We start from the raw sequence: 24197 nt of genomic DNA on the forward strand, positions 1-24197 counted from the left end.
CCGTGTGCAGATCCGACGACGACGAGGGCGGGAACGGGGTGCCCCACACCCCGACGCGGGGGCCGTGCGCATGGCGCGGCCCCCGCGTCCGTTCTCCCGGCGGGACCGGCGGGACCGGTGGACCGGCCGGTGGGGGCTGTCGGGGGCCGTGGCTAGGGTTCCGGGTGTCGATCATCGGGTGGTCAGGGCGTGGAGGAGTGGGCTGTGCGGCGCTGGGAGCTCGTCGGGGGCGGTTCTGCGAAGTTCTGGGAGGCGGCGGTCGAGGGCGCCGCGGTGCGGGTGCGCTACGGGCGGATCGGTGCCGAGGGGCGGGAGCAGCTGAAGGAGTTGGCCTCGGCCGACGCCGCGGCGGCGCACTTCGCCAAGCAGGTCGCGGAGAAGGAGCGCAAGGGGTACGCGGAGGTCGCTGCCGGGGAGGGCGGGCAGGCCGGGCAGGGCCGGGAGGTCGGGGCCGGGGAGGTCCGGGAGGCGGAGGTCGCGGCCGGGGAGGTCGCCGGGGTGCGCGAACTGCCGGACGAGGAGGCGTTCGTGCTGCCCGACGCCTGGCGGCGGCTGGTGCTGCCGCGGCGCGGGGGCCGGGTGCCGGAGGTGTCCCGGCCCGGGCCGGAGGCGCTGGAGCGGGAGCGGCGGCGGATCGCCGACCGCGGGGACTGGGTGGAGCGGGTGCTGGACGCCCCGGCCTCCGACCCGGAGCTGGTGCGGGCCGCGCGCGCCTACCTGGCGGGCGCGCCGGACGCGGTGGGCGCGGCGGCGGTGGCGAGCATGCTGCCGGCCGCGTGGCAGGCCGACGCCGCGGAGCAGAGGCTGTTCGCGGACGTCTGGACGGCCCGGCACGGGCTGTCCTTCGCGGTGCGCGCGGTGCTGGCGACGTACGCGGTGGAGACCCACTACCTGCAGTCCGGGCGCGACGTCTCGGAGATCGAGCTGCGGCCGCGGACCGTCCACTCGTACTACCGCACCAGGGAGGTCCTCCCGGTCGGGGAGCGGCTGCGCGCCCTGCTCGCCGCCGCGCCGGAGGCGGAGTACCGGGAGGTGCTCGCGGTCCTCGCCGAGCACCGGGGCACGGCCCGGCAGCGGGCGACGGCCTCCTTCCTGGCCCCGGGCGTGCCCGGCTGGATGGACGAGTGCCTGGCGGACATGCCCCACTACCACGACGGCGACAAGGCCGAGCTGCAGCAGCAGTTGCTCTGCTCGCTGGACGACCCGGCGCAGGCGGAGGCGTTCGTCCGCACCCCCTGGGCGGCCTGGCGCGGCTGGACGGTGCAGATGATCGCGACCGTCGCCGACAGCGTCGGCGTGCGCGCCGCCCGGCTGGTGGGCGAGGGGTTCGACCGGACGTACGGGACGGACGAGGAGCAGCGGATCGCCGCCGCGCTGGCCCGCTTCCCGTCCGACGAGGCCTTCCGGCTGCTGCTGACCAAGCTGGACGGCAAGCACGTCCGTCCGGCGGTGCAGGAGGCCGCGCAGCGGTACCCGGTGCGGGCGGTGCGGCTGCTGGCCGAGGCGGCGGCGCGGGGCGGGCGGGACGGGGCGACGGCCCGGTCGCTGCTCGACACCCACCTGCGGCTGCACCGGGAGCTGCTGCCGCAGATCCTGCCGCGGCTGGACGAGGCGACGGCCGCGCTGGTCGCGGAGCTGGACGGCGCCGGTCCGCAGGTCGCCGAGGCCGCGCCGGAGGCGCTGCCGCCGCTGCTGGTCTCGCCGCCGTGGACGCGTCCGCGCGTCCGGCGCAAGGCCCGGGTGCTGGAGGGCCTGCGGCCGGACGAGGGCGTGGAGCTGGTCTGGCGGCCCGGGGAGCAGGAGCGCTGGGGCCAGGTCGAGGTCTTCTCCGGGTGGCGGTTCCCGGCGGACACCGACTGGGCAGCCCAGGCGAAGACCGTGCTGGGCGAGTCCCACAACCTCTGGTCCCCGTCCCGGCTGCTGGTGCAGGGCCCGGTGGAGGCGCTGGCCCCGGCCCTCGCCGAGTGGCGGCCGGAGGACCTGTGGGGCGGGTCGGAGTGCCTGCCGCCGGTGGTGGCCAGGTACGGCGCGGTGGCGTTGCCGATGGTGCTGCACGTCGCCCGGGCCAAGCCCGCGACGCTCTCCTCGCTGCTGCTGCCGTTCCGCGCGGTGGGGGCGGCCCGGCTGCTGGCGGACGGCCTGGTGCGGCTCAAGTCGGTGCACGCGACGGCCCGTTCGTGGTTCGCCCGGCACGGGGTGGCGGGCGCCCTGCTGCTGGTCCCGGACGCGGTCGGCCCGGCCGGGCGGGAGCGGGGCGCCGCCGAGCAGGCGCTGCGGCTGGTCGCCGCGGACGCCGGGGAGGCGGCGCTGCTCGCCGCGGTGGAGGCGCGTTACGGCGCCCCGGCCGCGGAGGTGGTCGCGGAGGCGCTGGCCGCGGACCCGCTGGAGAACGCCCTCCCGGCCCGGATGCCGGTGCTGCCGGTCTGGGCGCAGCCCGCCGTCCTGCCGCAACTGCTGCTGCGCGGGCCCGCCCAGGAGCCGCTGGCGCTGCCCGCGGAGGCGGTGCGGCACGTGCTGACGATGCTGGCGATGTCCAAGCCCGGTGTCCCGTACCCCGGGCTGGCCGTGGTGGCGGAGACCTGCCGGGCGGACGGGCTGGCCGAGTTCGGCTGGGCGCTGTTCGAGCAGTGGCAGCAGGCCGGGATGCCGTCGAAGGAGAGCTGGGTGCTGCCCGCACTGGGGGTGCTGGGCGACGACACGACGGTGCGCCGGCTGACCCCGGTGGTGCGCGAGTGGCCGGGGCAGGGCGCGCACCAGCGGGCCGTCGAGGGCCTGGACGTGCTGGCCGCGATCGGCACCGACCTGGCGCTGCTGCACCTGCACGGCATCGCGCAGCGGGTGAAGTTCAAGGCGCTGAAGGCCCGGGCCCAGGAGAAGATCGCCGAGGTCGCGGAGGGCCTGGGCCTGACGCCCGAGCAGCTCGCCGACCGCCTGGTGCCGGACCTGGGCCTGGGCCCGGACGGCACCACGGTGATCGACTACGGCAGCCGGACGTTCACCGTCGGCTTCGACGAGCAGTTGCGCCCGTACGTGCTGGACGCCGACGGCAAGCGGCGCAAGGACCTGCCCGCGCCGGGCGTCAAGGACGACCCGGAGCTGGCCCCGGCCGAGCGCAGGCGCTTCATGGCGCTGAAGAAGGACGTGCGCACCGTCGCGGGCGACCAGCTGCGCCGCCTGGAGGGGGCGATGGTCGCCCAACGCTCGTGGAGCGTCGATGAGTTCACCTCGCTGTTCGTCGAGCACCCGCTGGTGTGGCACCTGGCCCGGCGACTGGTCTGGCTGGCGGTCCCGGCCGGGGAGGGCGGGGAGGCGACCGCGTTCCGGGTCGCCGAGGACCGCACCTTCGCCGACGCGGACGACGAGGCCTTCGTCCTCCCCGCGGACGCGACCGTCCGGATCGCCCATCCGCTGCACCTGGGCGAGGAGCGGGTGGGGCGGTGGTCGGAGCTGTTCGCCGACTACGAGATCCTCCAGCCGTTCCCGCAACTCGGCCGTCCCGTCCGCCGGTTCACCCCCGAGGAGGCCGCCGCGAACCGGCTGCACCGCTTCGAGGGCCGCACCGTTCCGGTCGGCCGGCTGCTGGGCCTGACCAAGCGCGGCTGGGAGCGCGGCGAGCCGCAGGACGCCGGGGTGGAGCGCTGGTTCTCCAAGCGGCTCGGCGAGGGCTGCCACCTGGTCATCCAGTTGGACGAGGGCATCGCGGTCGGCGTGGTGGACATGTTCCCCGACCAGACCTTCGAGACGGTCTGGCTGGACTCCTCGCCCGGCGACCACTGGCGCAGCCGCGACTACCCGTTGCGCTACGGCGACCTGGACCCGGTCACCGCCTCCGAACTGCTCGTCGACCTGGAGGAGGTCACCGCCGGGTGACGGTCGGCCCCCTCCCCCGCTCCCTCCCCCGCTCCCGCCGCCGTGGCCCGGCTGCGGGAGCGAGACGCCGCCGTGGCCGGGACGTGACGCGGCGTCGGGAGACTCGTTCCCATGCGCAACGACGGGGGGCGGGTGCTGCGCTGGGCGGGGCACCCGGGGACGCTGCTGGCCATCGCCGTGCTGGCGTTCAACGATCAGGTGGGCAAGCGGGCGTGGCCCGGGGCGGTGACCGGCAAGGTCAGTGACGTGGCGTGGATGCTGGTCGTCCCGCCGCTGCTGGCGCTGCCCGCGACGGCGCTGGCGCGGCTGCGCGGGGAGCGGGCGGCGCAACTCGGGCTGGCCCTCACGGCGGTGACCTTCGCGGTGGCCAAGTCCTCGGCGGCGGGGGCCGGTTGGGCGTCGCGTGGCTGGTCGGCGCTGACGGGCGTGCCGAGCCGCACCGTCGCCGACCGGACCGACCTGCTGGCCCTGCCCGTCCTCGCGGTGGCCTGGTGGCTGTGGCGGTGCAGCGCACGGCCGCAGCCGCTGCGGCGGGCGCGGCGGGTGCTGGGGCTGGTCGCGGTGCCGCTGGCGGTGCTGGCGACGGCCGCGACCTCGGCGGCGACGGTGCCGGAGGCCGCGCTGTGGAGCGAGGACGGGAGACCGGTGCTGTACGACGCCCGTCGGTGGACCAGCGAGGACGGCGGCCTGACCTGGCGGCTCGACCCCGGCAGCGGGAAGGCCACCGCGCCGCCCGCCGGTGCTGCGGGCACCGCTGCGGCTGCGGACGCGGCGGACGGGCAGTGCCTGCCCGAGGATCCGCACCTCTGCTTCCGGGCCCTGGGGTACGGGCTGCCGGTGGAGGTCAGCCGGGACGGGCGGGCCAGCTGGCAGGCGGAGTACCTCCCGCCGGGGGCGGAGCCCCTGCCGGGGGACGGCACGCCGGTGCCGTCCGCGGCCGCCACGTGGTCGCAGGCGCCCTCCTCGGCCACCGCGGCCTCCCGGCCGCCGGTGCCGACGCCGTGCCAACTGGTGCTGGCGGCCGTCCCCGGCGGCGGGCACACGGTGATCGTCCGCTACCCCTACCACGGCCTGCAGGTGCGGACCGCGGACGGGCGCTGGACCGCCGTCCCGCTGCCGCCGCGGCCCGATTCGTCCGAGGGCGACGGGGTGCTGCGGATGATGGCGGCCGTGCCGGTGTCCTTCGTCGCGAGCACGGCGGCGGTCCTCACCGGCCTGGGCGCGCGCCGCCTGCGCGCGGGCGGCCCGTCCGTTCCGTCGCGCCTTCTGTGGCGGCTGGCGCTGCGCACCGCCCTGCCGTTCTGCTGGCTGCTGGTCCTGCCGTTCCTGCACGGGCGCTGGCTGCCGTGGCTGCTCTGGCTGGTGGTGGCGCTGGCGCTCCCGTGGACGGCCCTGCTGTGGCGGCGCCCGCCGTTCGCCTACCCGGGCCACCGGAACACGGTGGTCCTGCTGGGGGTGGGGGCGCTGGTGGGGGTCACGACCTTCCTGCACGCCGTCGCCGACTCCAGTGCCCGGCTCCCCTGGTCGACCTCCTGCCTGCGGGCCCTCGCCTACGCCCTGGTCGGCAGCGTGGTCACCACCCTGATCGGCGGCCTGCCGCGCGCCCCGCGCCCCGCGCACCCGCCGTCGCGGCCGCCGTCCGTACCACCCGCGCCCGGAGGACCGCCGTCCCGCGGGGTCACCGGGTAACGTGCGGAGCACGGTCCGCCGCGGAGCGGCCGCAGGGGGGAGGCACCGCAGGTGGAGCAGGAGGACGGGAGCCCTGCCGGGGAGGTGACGCTGCCCGCGCACGGGCTGGTGATGCGGGCGGACGCCGGGATGGCGGAGTTCCTGCTGGAGATGACCGCCGTGCTGGAGTCGTTCGGCGCCTCCCGGGCCGAGGCCGTGGCCCGGATGAACCACCGCTGGGGAACGCACGAGTTCGAGCCCTACCCCGACCTGATGTGCCACGAGGAGCCCGAGTACTGGGCGCACCGGATGTACTACGACGACGGCCGCAACGACGGCACCACCGTGGCCTACTGGAATCCGGACGCCGACCGCAGCACCTGGACGGTCACCCCGGCCCCGCCGGACGGCGATCCGGCGTGGACGCCGCCCCGGGAGGGGTGAGCCGATGGGGGCGCGCGCCGGTCGGTGCGTCGAGCGCCCCCGGGCGGGTGACGGCGGGGCCGTTCGTGGGCGGAGGTGGCGTGTCGGGCGGGTCGGCGCTGCCAGGGTGTGGCGGGTGATCTCTCGACGCGGACTGTTCCTTGCCTCCGGCGGTGCGATGACCGCCGCCGCCCTGGCCGGCCCCGGGGCCGGCCTCTCCCGGGCCGCCGGCGCGGCCGCCCCGCCACCCGACCCGACCCGGCAGCAGGCGGCGCTGACCATGGCGCGCCGGATCCTGCTGACCGACGCCGACCACCGTGACCTGACGCTGGACTACCTGAAGCTGCTGACCGGGCGTCAGCGGCTGCGTCCCGCCGCGCCGCGCGAGGTGCTGGTGGTGGGCGCGGGCGTGGCGGGCATGGTGTGCGCGCGGCTGCTGCTGGCGGCCGGGCACAGGGTGCGGGTGCTGGAGGCGAACCGGAGCCGGGTCGGCGGGCGGGTGAAGACCTTCCGCGGCGAGGTGTGGCAGGACCCGCGGCTGCACGCCGAGGCGGGCGCGATGCGCATCCCCTCCAGCCACGTGCTGACCCTCGCGCTGGCGGACCACCTGGGGGTGCCGCGCCGCCCCTTCCACCTGGTGGACGTCCCGCCCTCCCCCGACCTGGTCTCCGGCGACGCCCGGGTGGTCTACCGGTCGTGGACGGGCGAGGAGTTCGCCACCGGCAGCGCCCCCGCGTACACCGCGCCGAAGGGCCTGGGCGGGCGGCTGGTGCACGTCAACGGGCAGACCGTCAGCAAGGCGGCGTACGCGGCCGACCCGGGCCCGGTGAACAAGAGCTTCGGCTGGGACAGCACCCAGACCGCGGCCGCCGCCTTCGACCGCGCGCTGGACACCGCCCGGGCGTACACCATGGTGAGGAACGGCGACGGCTCCTGGAGCGACCGGCCGATCGAGCAACGGGTCACCGGCATGGCGCAGTTGCTGTACGACCTGGACGGCTACTCGCTGCTGCGCTACCTGCAGGAGGGCGAGGGCTGGAGCGACGCCCAGGTGCAGGCGGTGGGCACGCTGGAGAACCTGACCAGCCGCCTGTCGTACGGCTTCCTGCACTCGGTGTTCGACGCGTCCGACATCAACCCGGCGGTGACGTACTTCGAGTTCAGCGCGGGCACCGACGCGCTGACCGAGGCGCTCGCGAAGGGCCTGCCGATCGAGCGCGGCCGGGTCGTCACGCGGGTGCGCCTCGGCGACGGCGGGGTGACGGTGGTCGCCGAGCCGGAGAGCGGCCCCGAGGACGAGGCCTGCGAGGGCGCGGTCGGCGGCGACCGGTGCGAGTACCGGGCGGACGCGGTGGTGCTGGCGGTGCCGTACGCGGCGCTGCGGCACGTCGACTTCGACCCGATCCTGCCGTACGGCAAGCGCCGGGCGATCGCCGAGCTCAAGCACGACACCGCGCACAAGGTGCTGGTCGAGTTCACCGAGCGCTGGTGGGAGTGGGACGAGGACACCTGGCGGGCGAAGCTCGGCGCCGACTACCGGCCCGCCCCGCACGGGGACGCGGTCGGGGCGGTCGGCGGCGGCTGCGTCTCGGACGAGGCCAGCCGGTTCGTCTACTTCCCCTCCCACCCGAGCGACGACGGCGCGCCCGGCGGCATCGTGCTGGCGGCCTACAGCTGGGCCGAGGACGCGCTGCGCTTCGACGCGCTCACCCCCGCCGACCGGCACACCGAGGCGCTCGACCACCTGGCGGGCCTGTTCGGCGAGCGGATCCGCCGCTACGCCACCGACCGGCACGTCTCGCAGTCCTGGCTGCGCAACCGCTGGGCGCTGGGCGAGGCCGTCATCGAGACCCCCGGCCAGTTGCTCAGCCTCGGCCCGCAGGTCGCCGCCCCGGTCGCGGACCGGCTGTTCTTCGCGGGCGACCACTGCCAGCCGCGCTACCACGCGTGGATCACCGGGGCGATCGCCTCCGGCGTGGAGGCGGCCGTCCAGCTCACCTCCGGCTGAGTTGAGCTGAGCTGAGCTGCACTGCACTGAGCTGACGCGCGTCCAGGCCCGTCCGGGCGGGCCGGGTGGGCCGGCTCAGTCGGCGGGGCCGCCCCGGGCGGGGGTGTAGTACGTCCACACCGGGCTCTCGGTGACGGAGCGCCAGACGGTGAGGTCGAGCGGGGGTTCGGCGTGGACGTGCGCGGTCGGCCGGTCGACGTCGGTGACGAGGCCGGCGTACTCGGTGAAGTCGAGGACGGTGCCGTTCGGGTACCAGAGCGCGACGCGGTAGCTGTGGAGGCCGGGGATCCGGGAGTCGTCCGTCTCGATCAGCTCCCAGCGGCCGTCGGGGAGGTAGCCCCCGAAGCAGGCCGTGCTGTGGTTGCCCGCGGTGCCGCTGTCCTCGCCGCAGCGGAACGGGGCCTCGCCGGGGCCGGGGTCGCTGCCGTCGGCGGGGAAGGGCAGTTCGGTGCGGCCGAGCCGCAGCTCCATGCTGCCCGGCTCGGTGCCGTCGCCGTACGACAGGTACACGGCGGAGGCGTTGTCCCCGCGTTCGACGTGGAAGGAGGGGCCCGGGGCGAGCTTCCCCTGTCGCTCGGCCAGCATGACCCGCAGGTCGTCGAACACGGCCGGTTCGACGAACTGCGCGGAGAAGGCGCTCGGGTTGGCGGTGACCTCCGCGCGCGGCGTACCGAGCACCGGGACGGGGGCGAGCGGGAGCTGCTTGCCCTTGCGGCGCCCGGCCGTCCCGGTGGCGCTGGCGCTGGCGCTGGGGCTGGGGCTCGGGTCCACGGAGAGGGTGGGGGCCGGGGTGCGCGGCGCGGTGGCGGGGGGCCCGGCCGGGGCGGCGGGGCCGACCTCGGTACCGGTGCGCGGACCGGCCTCGACCAGCGGCAGTCCGGCGTTCGCGCCCGCGAAGGCGACGGCGGCGACGGCGAGGGTCGCCCCGGCGATCCGCAGCTGCCGGGCCAGCTTGCGGCGGCGGCCGCGCCGACCGCTCTCCGCGACGATCACCGCGACGGGCACGCACAGGTCCTTGACGCTCGTCTCCATCATGGCGGAGAGCTCCAGGTCGAGGTCCGGGTCCAAGGTTCCGATGCCTTCCGTACTGGCAGGTGGGTGTCGCGGGAACGGGCGGGGTGCGGGCGGGTCCTGGAGCGGGGGTGCGGTCAGTCCTGGAGCAGCAGGGCCCGGTCGGGGCCGAGGATGGCGCGCAGGCGGGCCATCGAGCGGGAGTTGAGGCTCTTGACCGCGCTGACGGTGATGCCCATCGCCTCCGCGGTCTCCTCCAGGCTGTAGTCCTCCAGGTAGCGGAGCGCCACGGCGGCCCGGTTGCGGGGCGGGAGTTGGCGCAGCGCGGCGGTCAGGGTGATCCGCAGGGCGGCGGAGCTGCCCTCGTGCGCGCCGATCGACGGCTCCTCGGGGAACTCGTCGACCGCGAGTTCGGTGGAGCGGCGCAGCCGCCGGTGCGAGAGGTAGCAGCGCAGCAGCACCTTGCGGGCGTACGCGTCGATGCCCGCTTCGCCGTCGCCGCGCCGCAGCCGCCCCCAGACGGGGTAGAGCTTGGACAGCGCCGTCTGCACCAGGTCCTGGGCCTGGTGCCAGTCCCCGCACATCAGGTACGCCAGGTGGAACAGGCGGCGTGCCCTGCTGGCCGCGAACTCGTCGAAGCCGAGTTCCTCGGTCATGTGGTCCCCCGGGTGGAAAGGTGTTTCGTCGACGTCCTGGAGACACGCCGCGGGCGGGCGGGTCCGTCGCGCGCCGGAGGTAAAGACTCCGTAACGATGACCGACGGCGGAGCTGGCGGGGCGTCAGGCCCCTTGCCCGGCGGGCCCGTCAGGCCCGTTGCCCCGCGGTCTCGTCGGACGGCTGCTGGACCTCGATCTTCAGTCGGGTGCCGTCGGGCAGGTCGCGGGTGGCGTGGGCGAACGGGCCGCGCACCCGCATCGCGGCGGCGGCGTCCTCGGGGACGAGGTTGTCGTGGGTCCACTCGCCGCCGAGGACGAAGAACCGGCGCGGGAGCAGCCGCTGGTCGACCGGGAGCGGGCCGTTGGCCTGCATGTAGGCGTGGGCGAAGGAGTGGGCGCCGTTGACGTCGGGGTCGGCGAGCAGCCAGGCGGCCCAGTCCTCCAGGCTGTCGCCGAGGTCGGTGGTCCGGGCGGTCTCCGGGTCGAAGCGGACCACCCGGGCGGCGTCGACGATGCCGAACTGGACGCCGAACAGGTCCTGGCCGAAGCAGAACACCTCGTCGGCGAGGCCCTGGTAGCTGGACTTCCAGGCGTCCGCGCCGTTCCACTCCAGCAGTTCGGGGCCGAGCCCGTCCGCGCCGACCCGGTAGACCTGGACGCCGCCGTTGAAGACGAAGAAGCCGTTCATCCGGGCGAGCAGCGCGGCGAGTTCGGCGAACGGGCCCTGCTCGACGCCGAAGTCGAGGTCGACGGCCGGGCCCATCGGGCCGCGGGCGAGGTCGAGCAGGCGCTCGAGGGCGCTGGTGGCGGTGCTCATGGTGCGGTCTCCGTGTCCGTTCCCCGTGGGTGCCGCCGGCCGGGCCCGGGCGGCGGCGGTGGCGGCGGCCGTGGTGTGCGGCCGGTCCCGACCCTACCGGGGCCCGGTCAAGTCGGTTGGCGGACGGGGCCGTTCGGTCCCGGCGCACGGCAACCGGGTCAGGCGCGGCGGCCGGGTCGGTCCCGCCGGGCGGGGCGGGCGAGGGTGAGCAGGGCGATCAGCACGGCCAGCGCGCTGAACGCGGCGGCGGCCGTCACGGCGGTGGCCAGGCCGTGCGCGAGCGGGGCCCGGGCGGGGTGCGCGCTGCCGTGCACGGCGCGGCCGTAGCCGGTGACCAGGACGGCGACGCCCAGCGAGAGCCCGACCTGCTGGGCGGCCTGCAGCAGCCCGGAGGCGGCGCCGGTCTCGGCGGGCGCGAGGCCGGACAGGACGGTCGCGTTGAGCGGGACGAAGCCGAGGCCGAGGCCCGCGCCCATCAGCAGCAGCGGCCCGAACAGGCCGCCCCAGTAGCCGCTGCCGGGGCCGGTCGCGGCCAGCCACAGGCTGTCGGCCAGCAGCAGCGCGGCGCCGGTGACGACGAGCGGCTTCGCCCCGTACCGGGGCAGCAGCCCCGGCGCGCTGCGGGCGGCGGCGAACTGGGCGAGCGCCAGCGGCAGGAAGGCCGGCCCGGCGGTCAGCGGGGACAGGCCCAGCCCGTCCTGGACGTACAGCGACAGCAGGACGTACGTGCCGCCCATCGCGGCGAACAGCAGCAGGAAGACCGCGTACGCGCCGGAGCGGTCGCGCCGGGCCAGCAGCCGCAGCGGGACCAGTGGGTGGGCGGATCCGGCCTGGACGAGGACGAAGGCGGCGAGCAGGACGGCGCCCAGCAACAGGGCGGTGACGGTGGCGGGCGCGGTCCAGCCGGCCGAGGAGGCGTGGATCAGGCCGTACACCAGGGCGGTGGTGCCCGCGGTGGAGGCCAGCGCGCCCGGCAGGTCGGGGCGGCCGGGGTGCCGCTCGGTCTCCGGGAGGTGACGGCGCGCCAGCAGCACGGCGGCCAGGCCGATCGGCACGTTGACGAAGAACACCAGCCGCCAGGAGAGCGCGGCGAGCAGGCCGCCGAGGACCAGGCCGAGCGTGATGCCCAGGCCCGCGACGGTGGAGAACACGCCCAGGGCGCGGGTGCGGGCGGGGCCCTCGGCGAAGGTCACGGCGATCAGCGAGAGCGCGGCGGGCGCGGCGAACGCGAAGCCGACGCCCTGCAGGGCGCGGGCGGCGATCAGCGCCCCCGCGTTCGGGGCCAGGCCGCCGAGCAGCGAGGCCGCGACCACCAGCAGCAGCCCCAGGACCAGCGTCCGGCGGCGGCCGAGCAGGTCGCCAGCCCGGCCGCCGAGCAGCAGCAGGCCGCCGAACGCCAGCGCGTAGGCGCTGAACACCCAGGCCAGGCCGTCCGGGGAGAAGCCCAGGCCGGACTGGATCCGGGGCAGCGCGATGTTCACGATGTTGCCGTCGACGGCGACCATCAGCTGACAGGTGACGATCACCGCGAGGGCGCGCGCACCGGCCCTCGACGGCTTGGGCGGGCCATGTCGTTCGACTACGGACGGATGCTGGGCGCGGGTCGGCACGGCGGGCTCCCGGAGCGCGGGCGGGGGAAGCGCCGAGGGTGGGCCCCGGTCGACGCTTGTAGACTCCCCCAGGGTAGGGACGCCCGGACAATTGGTCAACGGGCGTTGAAGTACGGCCGCGACCACGGCCCACCGGCAGGAGGCGACGTGACAGCACCGGAGCAGGCCGGACCCCGACGCACCCGGACCCGGCAGGCGATCCTGGCGGCGGCCCGCGCGCTCTTCTCCGAACTCGGCTACGAGCAGACCACGGTGCGCGCGGTGGCCCACCGGGCCGGGGTCGACCCGGCGCTGGTGATGAAGTACTTCGGTTCCAAGGAGGGGCTGTTCGACTCGGCCGCCGAGCTCGCGCTCCCCTTCGGCGGCGCGCTCTCCGGCCCGCCCGAGCAGCTCGGCGAGCGCCTGCTCGGGCACGTGCTGACCGAGATCGACGGCCGCCCCGACCGCAGCATGCCGGTGCTGCGCTCGATGCTGACGCACCCGCAGGCCGCCGAGGCGGTCCGCTGCGCGGTCGCCGACCCCGGCAGCAGCCCGGTCGCCGGCGCCCTCACCGGCGCGGACGCCGAGCTGCGCGCCGCCCTGGTCGGCAGCGTCGTGCTGGGCCTGCTGGTCTCCCGCTACCTGCTGCGCGTCCCCGAGGTCGACGCGGCCCCCGCCGCACGGCTGACCGCCCTGCTCGGCCCCTGCCTGCGCCCGCTGCTGGCCCCGGACCCACCGGATTCCCCGGCTCCCCCGCCTCGCCCGGCTCCCCTCGACCCCGCCCCCGACCCGCTCCGGGAGCTGGCCGCCGCCGAGGCCGAGCGGCTGGCCGCCGCCGAGCGGGTCGACCGGCTGGCCCGCGAGGCCCTCGCGGGGGGCGCCTCCTTCGCCGAGGTCGGCCAACTCCTGGGCATCACCCGCCAGGCCGCCCGCAAGCGCTGGCCCCGCGAGGAGACCGCCCCCGTCCCGCCCCCCGCCCCGACGACAACCTGAGTTGTCGCTCCTTCTTTCACCCTCCCACGACAACCCAGGTTGTCGACACCGGCGGTCTGGTGGGCGACCACCGGGTCGGTGTTCAGCGCGGCTTCCGGTGCCGCCACTCGGCGAAGGAGCCCAGCTCGTCACGGCGTCCGACACCCACGGTCCGATCATGACCATCAGCCCCAGGGAGACCTGGGCGACTCCGAGCGGCAGGAGCGCGCGGGGCTCCACCGAGAAGTTCGTCCGGGGGCCGACCTCCGGGCCGACACACCCCTGCGGGGCGGCACCGGCGCCAGGGCCGGTGCCGCCCCGCAGGGTTCGGCGGATGCCGGTCAGGCCTGGGGGCGCCACACCCGCAGGTAGTCCGCGGCGGTGCTGATCGCGTTGTCGTTGCTCGGCGAGGGGTGCCAGTAGCCCGCGCAGACCGACAGGTTGAGGATCAGGTAGGCGCTCCAGTTCGGGCCGGTGCCGGTGTGGTCGGAGAACACCAGCTTGTGGTTGATGTACCAGTCGTTGTTGGAGGCCCCGTAGTGGACGCCGATGCTGACCCAGGCGCCGGGGTGGATCGCGTCGGCGTCGGTGTAGTACGTCCCGGCGCTGTTGATGCGGTTGGAGAGCTCCAGCAGGTTCGGGTTGTCCGGGTGGTACTCGAAGGAGTCGATCTCGTTGCCGCCGTCCTTCCACGTCCACAGCGCGGGCCAGGCGCCGTACCCGCTGGGCAGTTGCAGCCGGACCTCCGCGTAGTCACCGGGCCGGACCTGGAAGCCCTGCTGGGTGTTCTCGGTGGTGAGCAGGCCGGTGTCCCAGGACTGCTTGCCGTTCTCCAGCCGGTTGGCCCCGGGGGTCGCGGTGAAGGCGTTGGCGCCGTTCGCGGTGCTCAGCGCGCCGGGCTGCAGCCAGTCGAGCTTGTCGTCGTCCGGGTTGTGGTTGCCGTACCGGTACGCGCTGGTGGTGCTGCTGTTCCAGGTGGTGCCGATCTGCGGCGGGTTGGTGAAGTTCTCGTCGAACACCAGCCGTCCGGTCGGGATCGGCGGGACCGGCGGGGTGACGGACTTGCTGACGGTCAGGGTCTTGCTCGGCAGGTTGTGGTACTCGCTGCCGATCCGGTACCAGCCGAACTCGGTGTAGGTGCCCTCGGCGAAGCTCCGGGAGCCGGTGGTCAGCACGTAGCCCTGCGGGCAGAGCTGCACGTCGGAGGCGGTGCCGGGGAAGTCCAGCACCTGCTGGTTCGCGTCCCGGACGCCGATGCCGACCTCGTCGACGTGCAGGCAGGCGGTGGAGTTCACCGCGAGCGTGCCGGTGACCTGGGTGTCGGCGACGGCCTTGGTCGGGACGAGGGCGAGCTGGCGGACGGTGGGCGCGGCGACGGTCAGGGTCTGGCTGGGCAGGTTGTAGTACGTCGAGCCGATCCGGTAGAAGCCGAACTCGGTGTACGTCCCGGCCGGGAAGCTGCGGGTCGCGGTGGTCAGGGTGTAGCCGCCGGGGCAGATCCTGGTGCGCCCGGCCGAGCCGGGGAAGTCCAGGTTCTGCTGGTTGGCGTCCCGGACGCCGACGCCGAGTTCGTCGACGGTGACGCAGGTGCTGAGCGAGCCGACCGAGAGCGTCGCCGCGACCGGGGTGTCCGGCAGGGCGCTGGTCGGGGTGAGGCTGCGCTGCTGGATCCGCGGCGCGGCGGAGGCCGGGGCGGCGGGCAGCAGCGGGACGACGAGCAGCAGCGACAGCAGCGCTACGCGGCGGGGCAGGGACACGGAGCTCCGATCGGCCGTCGAGACGGGGAGGACGGGGGCGGGCACGAGGGGGACGCCTGCGGTGCGGGCGGCGTCGGTGGCGTCGGCCGGGTGGCGCAACTGCCGTTCCGGGTACGGGGGTTGCCGGTCACCGGTCGGTTACTGGACGTCGATGGTGAAGGTCCGGCTCGGGACGGTCCGGGTCGGCCGGTCCGGGTCCTGCACCGAGACCACGCCGCCGGAGAGCCGCTCCCCCGCCCGGACGTCGTCCGCGATCCGCAGCGGGAGGAGCACCGTCGCGGTCCGGCGCAGCGACAGGCCCTTGCGGAAGTCGCAGGTCAACTCCCGTCGCGCGTCGTCGTACTGGCAGCTGTCCGGGAAGACCTTGCCCTCCACCGTGACGCGCTTGGGCAGCTTGACCGTGGTGTGGAAGTGGTCGCTGACCTCGTTCGGGCCGAGGTTGGCGATCAGGGCCCGCACCACGGTCAGGCCGCGCACCTTGGTGCGGTCCACCGACACGTTCACCACCTGCAGGCCGTCCTCGCTGCCCGGGGCCCGCTGCTCGTCCGCGCTCGCCGCCGCGCGCCCGCCGAGCGGCACCGCCCCGGAGGCCACCGCCGCCGTTCCGGTCCCGGCCACGCACAACGCTGCCGCGATGCCGATGCGCCACCAACCGCGCCGACCGTTGCTCACCGTCCAGCCACCTCCCGCGTCGTCGTCAACTCCCGGCAGGATCAGTCGTCCTCGCGGGTGAGGAAGCGGCGACGCACCGCAGCCCGGGGACGAGAACCCGTGCGGCGGACATAGGTCGGACTATCCGAAAGGACGATTCCCGGACGGTTCTTGGGCCTCCCCCGGGCCGCGCGGCACACTGGAGGGCATGGAACCCACCGAGCCCGAGGGCGGCGAGCCCGCCTGCTTCCTGAACCTGGTGTGCGAGGAGTGCGGCAAGGTCCGCGAGAACGGCCGCTGCCCGCTGTGCGGGCCCGCCGCGGAGCCGACCGGCCCGGCCCCCGCGCAGGAGGGTTGACCGCTGCCGCGGTTCAGCGCAGCAGACCGTGCAGGAGCAGTTCCGCCAGGTGCCCGTACGCCTCGGCGTCGGCCAGGCCGGTGGCCTCGGCGACCTGGCGCTGCTGGATGCGCACCATGACGGAGCTGATCACGTCGGCGGCGAAGGCCACGTGGGTCTCGCGGAAGGCGCCCGCCGCGACGCCGTCCTCGATCAGTTGCTGGATCTGCCGGGCGGCGGCCCGGGTGTTGCGGCCGTAGACCTCGGCGGCGGGTTCGAAGGCGGCCAGGTCGTCGAAGAACCGGGCCGAGCCGGGGGCGAGTTCGGCGGAGACGGCGCGCAGGTAGGCGGCCAGCCGGGCGGCCGGGTCGGTCTCGGCGGCGAGGGCGGCGCCGACCCGGGCGGTGGCCTCGCGGAAGAAGTGCACCACGGCCGCGCGCACCAGCTGCTCCTTGGAGCCGGCCAGGCCGTACAGCGTCCGCTTGGAGCAGTGCAGGCGGGCGGCCAGGTCGTCCAGGGTGAACCGGGCGAACCCCTCGGCCACGAACAGTGCCACCAGCTCCTCGAAGAGTGCGCTGCGGCGGGCGGCGCCCCGTCCAGTGGGCTGGGGGGCGGCTGCGTGGTCGATCACCCGGCCAGTATGACAGTCGGCCCCGCCCGGCCCGCTCCCCGTCGCACCTCGCGGACGCCCCGCTCCCCCGCCGCCCGCCCCGGGGACTGCCCCGGCCGGGCGGCCTGCGCTACGCTGACCGGTACTGACGTACCGCTTTGCGTACCGCTTGGAGCCGCAACATGGCCGTGGATCGCTTGCTGCCCACCGAGGAAGCCGCGGACCTGATCGCGTTGACCCGCGATCTCGCCGACCGGGAGCTCGCGACCAAGGTCGCCTCCCACGAGAAGGAGGAGCGCTACCCGGAGGGGCTGTTCGCGCTGCTCGGGCAGGCCGGGCTGCTGGGGCTGCCCTACCCGGAGGAGTTCGGCGGCGGCGGCCAGCCGTACGAGGTGTACCTGCAGGTGCTGGAGGAGCTGGCGGCGCGCTGGGCGGCCGTCGCGGTGGCCACCAGCGTGCACACGCTGGCCTGCCACCCGCTGACCGCGTACGGCACGCCCGAGCAGCGGGAGCGCTGGCTGCCCCGGATGCTGGCGGGGGAGCTGGTGGGCGGCTACAGCCTCTCCGAGCCGAACGCGGGCTCGGACGCGGCGGCGCTGACCTGCCGGGCCGAGCCGGTGGAGCAGGGGTACCGGATCACCGGCACCAAGGCGTGGATCACCCACGGCGGCAAGGCCGACTTCTACGCGCTGTTCGCCCGCACCGCGCCCGGCCCGCACGGCGTGTCCTGCTTCCTGGCGCCCGGGCAGGTCGACGGCCTGACCTTCGGCCCGCCGGAGGAGAAGATGGGCCTGAACGCGGTGCCCACCACCGCCGCCTACTGGGACGGCGCGCTGCTGGAGCGCGACCGGCTGATCGGCGCCGAGGGCCAGGGCCTGCCGATCGCGTTCTCCGCCCTCGACTCGGGCCGGCTCGGCATCGCGGCCTGCGCCACCGGCCTGGCCCAGGCCGCGCTGGACCACGCCGTCGCGTACGCCAACGAGCGCACCACCTTCGGCCGCCGGATCGTCGACCACCAGGGCCTGGGCTTCCTGCTCGCCGACATGGCCGCCGCCGTCGACTCGGCCCGCGCCACCTACCTGGACGCGGCCCGCCGCCGCGACCTGGGCCGCCCGTTCAGCCGACAGGCCAGCGTGGCGAAGCTGGTCGCCACCGACGCCGCGATGAAGGTCACCACGGACGCGGTGCAGGTGCTCGGCGGCTACGGCTACACCCGGGACTTCCCGGTGGAGCGGTACATGCGCGAGGCCAAGATCATGCAGATCTTCGAGGGCACCAACCAGATCCAACGACTGGTGATCAGCCGCCAGTTCGCCACCCGCTGACCCGACCTCCTGCTCCGGAAGGACGTTCCACCATGCAGCTCTCCGGCACCGCCGCCCTGGTCACCGGCGCCGCCTCCGGCCTGGGCGCGGCCACCGCCGCCCACCTGGCCTCGCTCGGCGCCACCGTGTACGGCCTCGACCTGCCCAAGGCCGTGGAGTCCGCGCCCGCGCAGCCCGACGGCGTCACCCTGCTCGGGGCGGACGTCACCGAGGAGCAGCCGGTCCGCGCCGCGCTGGAGCGGATCGCCGCCGACGGCCGCCCGCTGCGGCTGGCGGTCAGCTGCGCGGGCATCGCCCCGTCCGCGCGGGTGGTCGGGCGGCGCGGCCCGCACGACCTGGACCTGTTCCGCAGCGTGCTGAACGTCAACCTGGTCGGCACCTTCAACGTGATGCGGCTGGCCGCGGAGGCGATGTCCGGACAGGAGCCGGACGGGGCCGGGCAGCGCGGGCTGGTGGTCAACACCGCCTCCATCGCGGCCTTCGAGGGCCAGGTCGGGCAGATCGCGTACGCCGCGTCCAAGGCGGGCGTGGCGGGCATGACCATCACCGCGGCCCGCGACCTGGCCCAGTACGGCGTCCGGGTGGTCACCATCGCCCCCGGCATCGTCGACACCCCGATGATGGCGGGCTTCTCCGAGGAGGTCCGTTCCGGCCTGGCCGCGACCGTCACCTTCCCGCAGCGGCTGGCCCGCCCCGAGGAGTACGCCCGGCTGGTCGCGATGATCGCCGAGCACGACTACCTGAACGGCGAGACCATCCGGATGGACGGCGCGCTGCGGATGGCCGCCCGCTGAGCCGCTGAGCCGTTGGACTACCGGGGCGCGGCGGTGCGGTGCACGCTCTGCACCGCCGCCACGTCCGGGGCGGGGGCGGGCGGCGGGACGGCGGCGCTGAGGGCGTTCAGGCGGTGGCGGACGGTGGCGGCGACGCCCTTGCCGAACAGGTAGCGGGTCGGGGTGGCGGCGGACCGGGCGTGGTCGAGCAGGCGGTGCGCCTCGCGGCTGCGGACGCCGGTGTGGGTGAGCACCAGGTGGTCGAGGCGGTGCGGGGCGGCGGCCAGCGCGGCGCCGATCCGGTCGGCGGCGGCCAGGTCGATCCGGTTGTCGGCGGCGCCCAGCACGTGGGCGGCCGGGACGCGGCCGAGGTCGAGCAACTCCACCCCGGCCGCGACGGCGGCGGCCGTCAACTCGGCCGCGGCCTCCGGCCCGAAGCCGGAGCTGGCCAGCGAGAGGCGGCGCAGCCGACCGTACGGGGCGGTGCGCAGCGCGGCGGCGAGAGTACGCGCGCCGGGGTCGCCGAGGGCGGCGGCGGAGGCGTACAGCTCGTCGGTGGCTCCGGCGGTGATCAGGCGGGCGAGCGGTTCGGCTCCGGCGGGGCCGAGCGGGTTGCCGCCGAGGTAGAGGCGTTCGAAGTGGCGGCCGCCGGTCAGCAGCGCGTCGACGAGCTCGGCCAGACCGGCCGGGTCGAGGCCGGTCTGCACCAGGTCGAGGGTGCGCAACCGCTCGGCGGCGGCGACGAGTTCGGCGGCGGCCCGACCGGCCCGGACGCCGAGCGGGTTGCGCTTGAGCCAGAGCGCCCGGACGGTCTGCGGCGAGGCGCGCAGCCGGTCGGCGATCCGGCAGGCACCGGCGGCGGTGATGCCGTTGCAGCCCAGGTAGAGGGTGCGGACCGGAGTCTCGGCGGCGCGGGCGGCGAACGCGTCCGCGCCGTCGTCGCCGAGGCCGTCGGTGCCGAGCAGCAGATGGCGGACGGGGGCCTCGTCCTCGCTGGCCCGTGCCGCCCCGGCGAGTGCGTCGGCGAGTGCGTCGGCGACCAGCTGGGCGCCCTGCGGGCCGAGTTGCTGCTTGCACAGGTCGAGTCGGCCGTCGGGGAGGGCGGTGCCGGCCGGGAAGTCGATCCGCCGGTCGGTGCCGGTGCCGGTGCGCAACCAAGCCAGCAGCGGGGCGAGTTCGGCGACCGGGCGGGGCACCACCGACGGGACTCCGGCGAACTCCTGGGCCATTCCCGCTCCTTGCGGCTCGTCGCGGATCGCCGCAGCTCTTCGCGGTTCTGCTTGCGCGGTTCTTCGCGGTTCTTCGTCGGGCTTCCCTCGTCGTCGGGCTCCCCCGGGGCGGGACCGACCGGATTCGAACCGGCGTCCTCCGGCTAGGCAGGCCGACGCATCTGCCGCTGTGCTACGGCCCCACCCCGGGGTGACGGACCGGCCGGATTCGAACCGGCGTTTCCGGAGTGTGAAGCCGGTGCGCCTGCCTCTGCGCTACGAGGCCGTCGCGGCGATGCTACGGGGTGCGCTCACCACTCCGCCACCCGGTAATCCTTCAGGAAGACGCCCACGAACGGCTCCCCGGCCTCGCCGCGGACGACCGGGTCGTAGACCCGGGCGGCGCCGTCCACGATGTCCAGCGGGGTGCGGAAGCCGTGGTCGGCCAGCCGGGACTTCTTCGGCGCCGGGTTCTCGTCGGTGATCCAGCCGGTGTCGACGGCGCACATGTAGACGCCGCGGGTGGCGAGTTCGGCGGCGCTGGTGCGGGTGAGCATGTTGAGCGCGGCCTTGGCCATGTTGGTGTGCGGGTGGCCGGGCATCTTGTTGCGGACGGCGAAACGGCCTTCCACCGCCGTGACGTTGACGATGTAGCGGCGCGGGTGCGGGGAGGACTCCAGCAGCGGCAGCAGCCGGTCGCAGAGCAGCGCGGGGGCGAGCGCGTTGACCAGCTGGGTCTCCAGCACCTCGGCCGGATCGAGCCCGCCGAGCGTCGCCGACCAGGAGTTGCGGGGTGCGGTGTCGGGCAGCAGCCCGGCCTCGTCCACCGCCGTGCTGCCGACCCCGGTGGGTATCAACGCGCCTGCTCCGGTGGCGAGTTCGGCGGATAGTTCGGCGGCGGGCCAGGCGGCGGTGAGCGCGGGCATCGGGCGGAACCCGGGCGCGTGCCCGACCTGCGCGGGGGTGCTGCCGTGCTCCCCGGCGGCCAGCCGGGCGTACGACTCGGGCGGGCGGCGCAGGGTCTGCGCGGCGTTGTTCACCAGGATGTCCAACGGCCGCCCCTCGGCGCGCAGTTGCTCGCACAGGCCGAGGACCTGGCGCGGGTCGCGCAGGTCGATGCCGACGATCCGCAGCCGGTGCAGCCAGCCCGCGCTGCCCTCGGCGGCGCGGAAGCGGCGCAGGGTGTCGTGCGGGAAGCGGCTGGTGACGATCAGCTCGGCGCCGTCGCGGAGCATCATCAGGGCCAGTTGGAAGCCGATCTTGACGCGTCCGCCGGTGAGCAGCACCCGGCGCCCGACCAGGTCGGTGCTGAGCGCGCGGCGGGCGGTGTGGTCCTGCGCGCAGTCGGGGCACAGCCGGTGGTAGAAGGCGTCGAGTTGCCGGTAGTGCTGCTTGCAGACGTAGCAGCGCTGCGGGCGGCTGAGTTCGCCGATCGGGGCGGGTTCGGCGGCGGTGGGCAGCGGGGCGTCCTCGCGGCGGCCGGTGCCGCCGGTGGCGGTGGCGCCGACCAGGGCGGCGTCGGCCCGGGCGGTCTCGGTGCGGCGGCTGCGGCGGCGGGCGTGCCGGCCGTCGCGGACGAAGGACTCGGCGCCGCGCTCGGCGCGCAGCCGGACCGGGTGGTCGGCGGGCAGCTGCCACAGGCGCCCCAACGTCCGCTCGAAGGCGTCGAGTTCGGCCTCGTCCGGCGCCTCCGGCAGGCTCGACGGCCGGTGCGACGACTGGCTCGGCGGCTGGCTCGGCGGGGGACTCGTCGGGGAGTCCGGCGAGAGGCTCGACGGGGGCGTGCTCATCGGGCGGTCCTCCGGGGCGGCGGTGCGGGGGCGACGGGGGTGGGCCCGGCCGGATTCGAACCGGCGTGTTCCGCATGAGCAATGCGGCGCGTCCGCCTCTGCGCTACGGGGCCCGTCGTCGGGCCTCCCGGGGGCCGGATTCGAACCGGCGTGATCCGCCATGCCATAGCGGCGCGTCTGCCTCTGCGCCCACGCCCGGGAGGTGCAGTGATCCTAACCGCGCGCCCGGGGCGGGCGGAAACCCTTTTCCGCCCGCCCCGGCCCGGCCGTCCTCGGCCCGCCCCGACCGTCCTCAGCCCTGGCGCAGTTCCGGGAAGTCGGTGTCCCAGTACTCGTTCGGGTTGCGGCCCTCGCCGCGCTGCGCCTCGTGGGTGCGCAGTTCGACCCGGCGGATCTTGCCGGAGATGGTCTTCGGCAGTTCGCCGAACTCCAGGCGGCGGATCCGCTTGTAGGCGCTGAGCTTCTCGCGGGTGAACTTCAGGATGTCGCGGGCGAGTTCGGGGCTCGGCTCGCGCCCGTCGACCAGCAGCACGTACGCCTTGGGGACGGCCAGGCGCAGCGGGTCGGGCGAGGGGACGACGGCGGCCTCGGCGACGGCGGGGTGCTCGATCAGGACGCTCTCCAGCTCGAACGGGGAGATCCGGTAGTCGCTGGCCTTGAAGACGTCGTCGCTGCGCCCGACGTAGGTGATGTAGCCGTCGGCGTCCCGGGAGGCGACGTCGCCGGTGCGGTAGTGGCCGTCGCGCATGGCGTCGGCGGTGCGTTCGGCGTCGCCCTTGTAGCCGCGCATCAGGCCGAGCGGGCGGCGGTCCAGGTCGAGCGTCAGCTCGCCCTCCTCGGCGGGCTTGCCGTCCGGGTCGAGCAGGGTGACGTGGTAGCCGGGCAGCGGGCGGCCCATCGAGCCGGGCTTGACGGGCTGGCCGGGGCTGTTGCCGATCTGGCAGGTGGTCTCGGTCTGGCCGAAGCCGTCCCGGATGGTCAACCCCCAGGCGGCGCGGACCTGTTCGATCACCTCGGGGTTCAACGGCTCGCCCGCGCCGACGAGTTCGCGCAGTTCGGTGCGGTGCGCGGCCAGGTCGGCCTGGATCAGCATCCGCCACACGGTGGGCGGCGCGCACAGCGTGGTGACCTTGCAGCGGGCGATCACGTCGAGCAACTGCTGGGCGTCGAAGCGGCCGTAGTTGAACACCAGGACGGTCGCCCCGGCGTTCCACGGCGCGAACAGGTTGCTCCAGGCGTGCTTGGCCCAGCCCGGCGAGGAGATGTTCAGGTGCACGTCGCCGGGGCGCAGGCCGATCCAGTACATGGTGGACAGGTGGCCGACCGGGTACGAGGCGTGGGTGTGCTCGACCAGCTTGGGCTTGGAGGTGGTGCCGGAGGTGAAGTACAGCAGCAGCGGGTCCTCGGCCAGCGTCACGCCCTCCGGGGTGAACTCCTCGGCGGCGTCGTCGACCTGCGCGTAGTCGTGCCAGCCCGCGGGCGCGCCCGGGCCCACCGCGATCCGCAGCGGCGCGCCGGGCAGCCCGGCGAAGCGGTCGGCGACCTCGGCGGCGGCGATCACGGCCCGCACCTCGCCGCGCTCCAGCCGGTCGGCGAGGTCCTCGGCGGACAGCAGCAGGGTCGCGGGGATCAGCACCACGCCCAGCTTGATCGCGCCGAGCATCACCTCCCACAGCTCGCTGACGTTGCCCAGCATCAGCAGCACCCGGTCGCCGCGGCCCAGGCCGAGCCCGCGCAGGTGGTTGGCGACCCGGTCGGAACGGCGGGCCAGTTCGTCGAAGCTGTGCACCCGCTCGGTGCCGTCCGGCTCGACCACCCAGAGCGCGGGCCGGTCGTTGCCGCGCGCCATCGGGTCGAAGTGGTCCAGCGCCCAGTTGAACTCGCCGAGTTCCGGCCACTCGAACTCCCGGTACGCCGCCTCGTAGTCCTCGGCGTGCCGCCACAGCACCTCGCGGGCGGCCCGGAAGTTCGCCGCCGACTCGGCCGCGCCGGGCAGCGCGCGGGGTCGGACGTTCTCGGCAGCGCCCATGGCTCTGGCTCCTCTGTTTCTCGGTACCGTCAGCCCCCATGTTTCCCCAGGCCACGGGCGTGCGGTACCCCCGTCGGGAAACAAGTTTCCACCCGGGTAACGACGCGGGGCACGCTCGGGGCACCGGAGGCGCTCCGGAAAGCGGACGCGGCGCGTGCAGCGGGCGCGGCGCGTTCACCGGTCCGGCGCGTTCAGCGGTCCGGTGCGGACGCTTCGGGTTGCAGGAACTCCAGCCGGTTGCCGCAGTTGTCGTGGGCGTAGAAGCGGCGGTGGCCGGGGAAGGCGCCGTCCCAGGTCACTTCCACCCCGGCGGCGGTGAGCCGTTCGGCGAGGCCGTCGAGGTCCGTCACCCGAATGCCCGGGTGGGCCTTGCGGGCGGGTCGGAAGTCCTCCTCCACGCCCAGGTGGATCTCCAGGTCGTCCGCGCGCACCCACAGCCCGCCGCGCGCGGCCAGCACCGGTGGCTTGGCCAGCTCCGTCATGCCGAGGATGCCGACGTAGAACGCCCGGCACGCGTCCTCGCCACCGGGCGGGATGGCGAGCTGCACGTGGTGCAGCCCGAAGCCGCTGCCGGTCGGGCAGCTCCGGCCGTAGTCCCGCTCCGGGGTGCTGTGCTCGTTCAAGGAACCTCCGACGACGTCCGCGGGAGGCCGGACCGCGCCCCGGGCGGGACGGGCTCCGGCGCTCCGCCCCGATTCTGGCC

Annotated in this window: 19 protein-coding genes and 3 tRNA genes; 8 read left to right on the forward strand and 14 right to left on the reverse strand. The window is 75.4% G+C overall.

Features of this window, described 5'->3' with window-relative positions; all coding sequences use genetic code 11:
• Positions 1 to 204 precede the first annotated feature (204 nt).
• From ACFY00_RS21415 to ACFY00_RS21430, 4 genes are all read left to right on the forward strand, one after another.
• Positions 205 to 3870 (forward strand): DUF4132 domain-containing protein, encoded by a 3666-nt coding sequence (locus tag ACFY00_RS21415; RefSeq protein WP_388033033.1) that lies wholly within the window; start codon positions 205 to 207, stop codon positions 3868 to 3870.
• 111 nt (positions 3871 to 3981) lie between these two features.
• On the forward strand, positions 3982 to 5559 hold the full coding sequence (locus tag ACFY00_RS21420; RefSeq protein WP_388033034.1) for a hypothetical protein: 1578 nt from the start codon (positions 3982 to 3984) through the stop codon (positions 5557 to 5559).
• Positions 5560 to 5610: 51 nt separating this feature from the next.
• Positions 5611 to 5982, forward strand: a complete 372-nt coding sequence (locus ACFY00_RS21425) for a hypothetical protein (protein ID WP_388033035.1) — start codon at positions 5611 to 5613, stop codon at positions 5980 to 5982.
• Between the two features lie 115 nt (positions 5983 to 6097).
• A complete protein-coding gene (locus ACFY00_RS21430) occupies positions 6098 to 7969 on the forward strand; it encodes a flavin monoamine oxidase family protein (protein WP_388033036.1) in 1872 nt (623 codons plus the stop codon).
• Between the two features lie 75 nt (positions 7970 to 8044).
• Here the strand turns inward: ACFY00_RS21430 and ACFY00_RS21435 are convergent, their stop codons facing one another.
• The 4 genes from ACFY00_RS21435 to ACFY00_RS21450 form a co-directional block, all read right to left on the reverse strand.
• Positions 8045 to 9037: a hypothetical protein gene (locus tag ACFY00_RS21435; RefSeq protein WP_388033037.1), complete on the reverse strand. Its 993-nt coding sequence runs from the start codon at positions 9035 to 9037 to the stop codon at positions 8045 to 8047.
• 80 nt (positions 9038 to 9117) lie between these two features.
• On the reverse strand, positions 9118 to 9636 hold the full coding sequence (locus ACFY00_RS21440; protein ID WP_388033038.1) for a SigE family RNA polymerase sigma factor: 519 nt from the start codon (positions 9634 to 9636) through the stop codon (positions 9118 to 9120).
• Between the two features lie 148 nt (positions 9637 to 9784).
• On the reverse strand, positions 9785 to 10453 hold the full coding sequence (locus ACFY00_RS21445) for an SMI1/KNR4 family protein (RefSeq protein ID WP_388033039.1): 669 nt from the start codon (positions 10451 to 10453) through the stop codon (positions 9785 to 9787).
• Between the two features lie 158 nt (positions 10454 to 10611).
• Positions 10612 to 12063: an MFS transporter gene (locus tag ACFY00_RS21450; RefSeq protein ID WP_388033040.1), complete on the reverse strand. Its 1452-nt coding sequence runs from the start codon at positions 12061 to 12063 to the stop codon at positions 10612 to 10614.
• A gap of 147 nt (positions 12064 to 12210) precedes the next feature.
• Here ACFY00_RS21450 and ACFY00_RS21455 point away from each other — a divergent pair, with 147 nt between their 5' ends.
• Positions 12211 to 13035 carry a TetR family transcriptional regulator gene (locus tag ACFY00_RS21455; protein ID WP_388033041.1) on the forward strand — a complete coding sequence of 275 codons (825 nt, stop codon included), beginning with the start codon at positions 12211 to 12213 and terminating at the stop codon, positions 13033 to 13035.
• Between the two features lie 320 nt (positions 13036 to 13355).
• Here ACFY00_RS21455 and ACFY00_RS21460 read toward each other — a convergent pair whose 3' ends face one another.
• Positions 13356 to 14771, reverse strand: a complete 1416-nt coding sequence (locus tag ACFY00_RS21460; protein ID WP_388033042.1) for a hypothetical protein — start codon at positions 14769 to 14771, stop codon at positions 13356 to 13358.
• Between the two features lie 138 nt (positions 14772 to 14909).
• Positions 14910 to 15443, reverse strand: coding sequence for a hypothetical protein (locus tag ACFY00_RS21465; protein WP_388033043.1), 534 nt, complete (start codon positions 15441 to 15443; stop codon positions 14910 to 14912).
• A gap of 187 nt (positions 15444 to 15630) precedes the next feature.
• Between ACFY00_RS21465 and ACFY00_RS21470 the strand changes: the two genes are divergently transcribed.
• Positions 15631 to 15780 (forward strand): hypothetical protein, encoded by a 150-nt coding sequence (locus ACFY00_RS21470; protein WP_388033044.1) that lies wholly within the window; start codon positions 15631 to 15633, stop codon positions 15778 to 15780.
• Positions 15781 to 15793: 13 nt separating this feature from the next.
• Here the strand turns inward: ACFY00_RS21470 and ACFY00_RS21475 are convergent, their stop codons facing one another.
• Entirely contained in the window at positions 15794 to 16390 is a 597-nt protein-coding gene (locus tag ACFY00_RS21475; RefSeq protein ID WP_388033045.1) for a TetR/AcrR family transcriptional regulator, read from the reverse strand.
• A gap of 161 nt (positions 16391 to 16551) precedes the next feature.
• Here ACFY00_RS21475 and ACFY00_RS21480 point away from each other — a divergent pair, with 161 nt between their 5' ends.
• Positions 16552 to 17694 carry an acyl-CoA dehydrogenase family protein gene (locus ACFY00_RS21480; RefSeq protein ID WP_388033046.1) on the forward strand — a complete coding sequence of 381 codons (1143 nt, stop codon included), beginning with the start codon at positions 16552 to 16554 and terminating at the stop codon, positions 17692 to 17694.
• A gap of 32 nt (positions 17695 to 17726) precedes the next feature.
• Positions 17727 to 18488, forward strand: a complete 762-nt coding sequence (locus ACFY00_RS21485) for an SDR family NAD(P)-dependent oxidoreductase (protein ID WP_388033047.1) — start codon at positions 17727 to 17729, stop codon at positions 18486 to 18488.
• Between the two features lie 17 nt (positions 18489 to 18505).
• Here the strand turns inward: ACFY00_RS21485 and ACFY00_RS21490 are convergent, their stop codons facing one another.
• The 7 genes from ACFY00_RS21490 to ACFY00_RS21520 form a co-directional block, all read right to left on the reverse strand.
• Positions 18506 to 19696, reverse strand: coding sequence for a ribonuclease inhibitor (locus ACFY00_RS21490; RefSeq protein WP_388033048.1), 1191 nt, complete (start codon positions 19694 to 19696; stop codon positions 18506 to 18508).
• A 109-nt stretch (positions 19697 to 19805) separates the two neighbouring features.
• Positions 19806 to 19878 (reverse strand) — tRNA-Gly (locus ACFY00_RS21495).
• Between the two features lie 108 nt (positions 19879 to 19986).
• The gene (locus ACFY00_RS21500) at positions 19987 to 21465 is read right to left on the reverse strand and encodes an SDR family NAD(P)-dependent oxidoreductase (RefSeq protein ID WP_388033049.1); all 1479 of its coding nucleotides are present in this window, start codon (positions 21463 to 21465) and stop codon (positions 19987 to 19989) included.
• Between the two features lie 40 nt (positions 21466 to 21505).
• Positions 21506 to 21579 (reverse strand) — tRNA-Ser (locus ACFY00_RS21505).
• Between the two features lie 11 nt (positions 21580 to 21590).
• Positions 21591 to 21665: transfer RNA gene (locus ACFY00_RS21510), tRNA-Ala, on the reverse strand.
• 92 nt (positions 21666 to 21757) lie between these two features.
• Entirely contained in the window at positions 21758 to 23494 is a 1737-nt protein-coding gene (locus ACFY00_RS21515) for an AMP-binding protein (RefSeq protein ID WP_388033050.1), read from the reverse strand.
• A 191-nt stretch (positions 23495 to 23685) separates the two neighbouring features.
• Positions 23686 to 24051 (reverse strand): VOC family protein, encoded by a 366-nt coding sequence (locus tag ACFY00_RS21520; RefSeq protein WP_388033141.1) that lies wholly within the window; start codon positions 24049 to 24051, stop codon positions 23686 to 23688.
• Between the last annotated feature and the right edge of the window lie 146 nt (positions 24052 to 24197).

Origin of the sequence: Kitasatospora sp. NPDC001540, assembly GCF_042894345.1 — a bacterium.
GTDB lineage: Bacteria > Actinomycetota > Actinomycetes > Streptomycetales > Streptomycetaceae > Kitasatospora > Kitasatospora phosalacinea_C.

Bases quoted from the DNA above. Each gene is read 5' to 3' on its own strand.
- ACFY00_RS21420 (WP_388033034.1), top strand. From the start codon at position 3,982: ATGCGCAACGACGGGGGGCGGGTGCTGCGCTGGGCGGGGCACCCGGGG.
- ACFY00_RS21440 (WP_388033038.1), bottom strand. From the start codon at position 9,636: ATGACCGAGGAACTCGGCTTCGACGAGTTCGCGGCCAGCAGGGCACGC.
- ACFY00_RS21445 (WP_388033039.1), bottom strand. From the start codon at position 10,453: ATGAGCACCGCCACCAGCGCCCTCGAGCGCCTGCTCGACCTCGCCCGC.
- ACFY00_RS21470 (WP_388033044.1), top strand. From the start codon at position 15,631: ATGGAACCCACCGAGCCCGAGGGCGGCGAGCCCGCCTGCTTCCTGAAC.
- ACFY00_RS21480 (WP_388033046.1), top strand. From the start codon at position 16,552: ATGGCCGTGGATCGCTTGCTGCCCACCGAGGAAGCCGCGGACCTGATC.
- ACFY00_RS21485 (WP_388033047.1), top strand. From the start codon at position 17,727: ATGCAGCTCTCCGGCACCGCCGCCCTGGTCACCGGCGCCGCCTCCGGC.
- ACFY00_RS21490 (WP_388033048.1), bottom strand. From the start codon at position 19,696: ATGGCCCAGGAGTTCGCCGGAGTCCCGTCGGTGGTGCCCCGCCCGGTC.
- ACFY00_RS21500 (WP_388033049.1), bottom strand. From the start codon at position 21,465: ATGAGCACGCCCCCGTCGAGCCTCTCGCCGGACTCCCCGACGAGTCCC.
- ACFY00_RS21515 (WP_388033050.1), bottom strand. From the start codon at position 23,494: ATGGGCGCTGCCGAGAACGTCCGACCCCGCGCGCTGCCCGGCGCGGCC.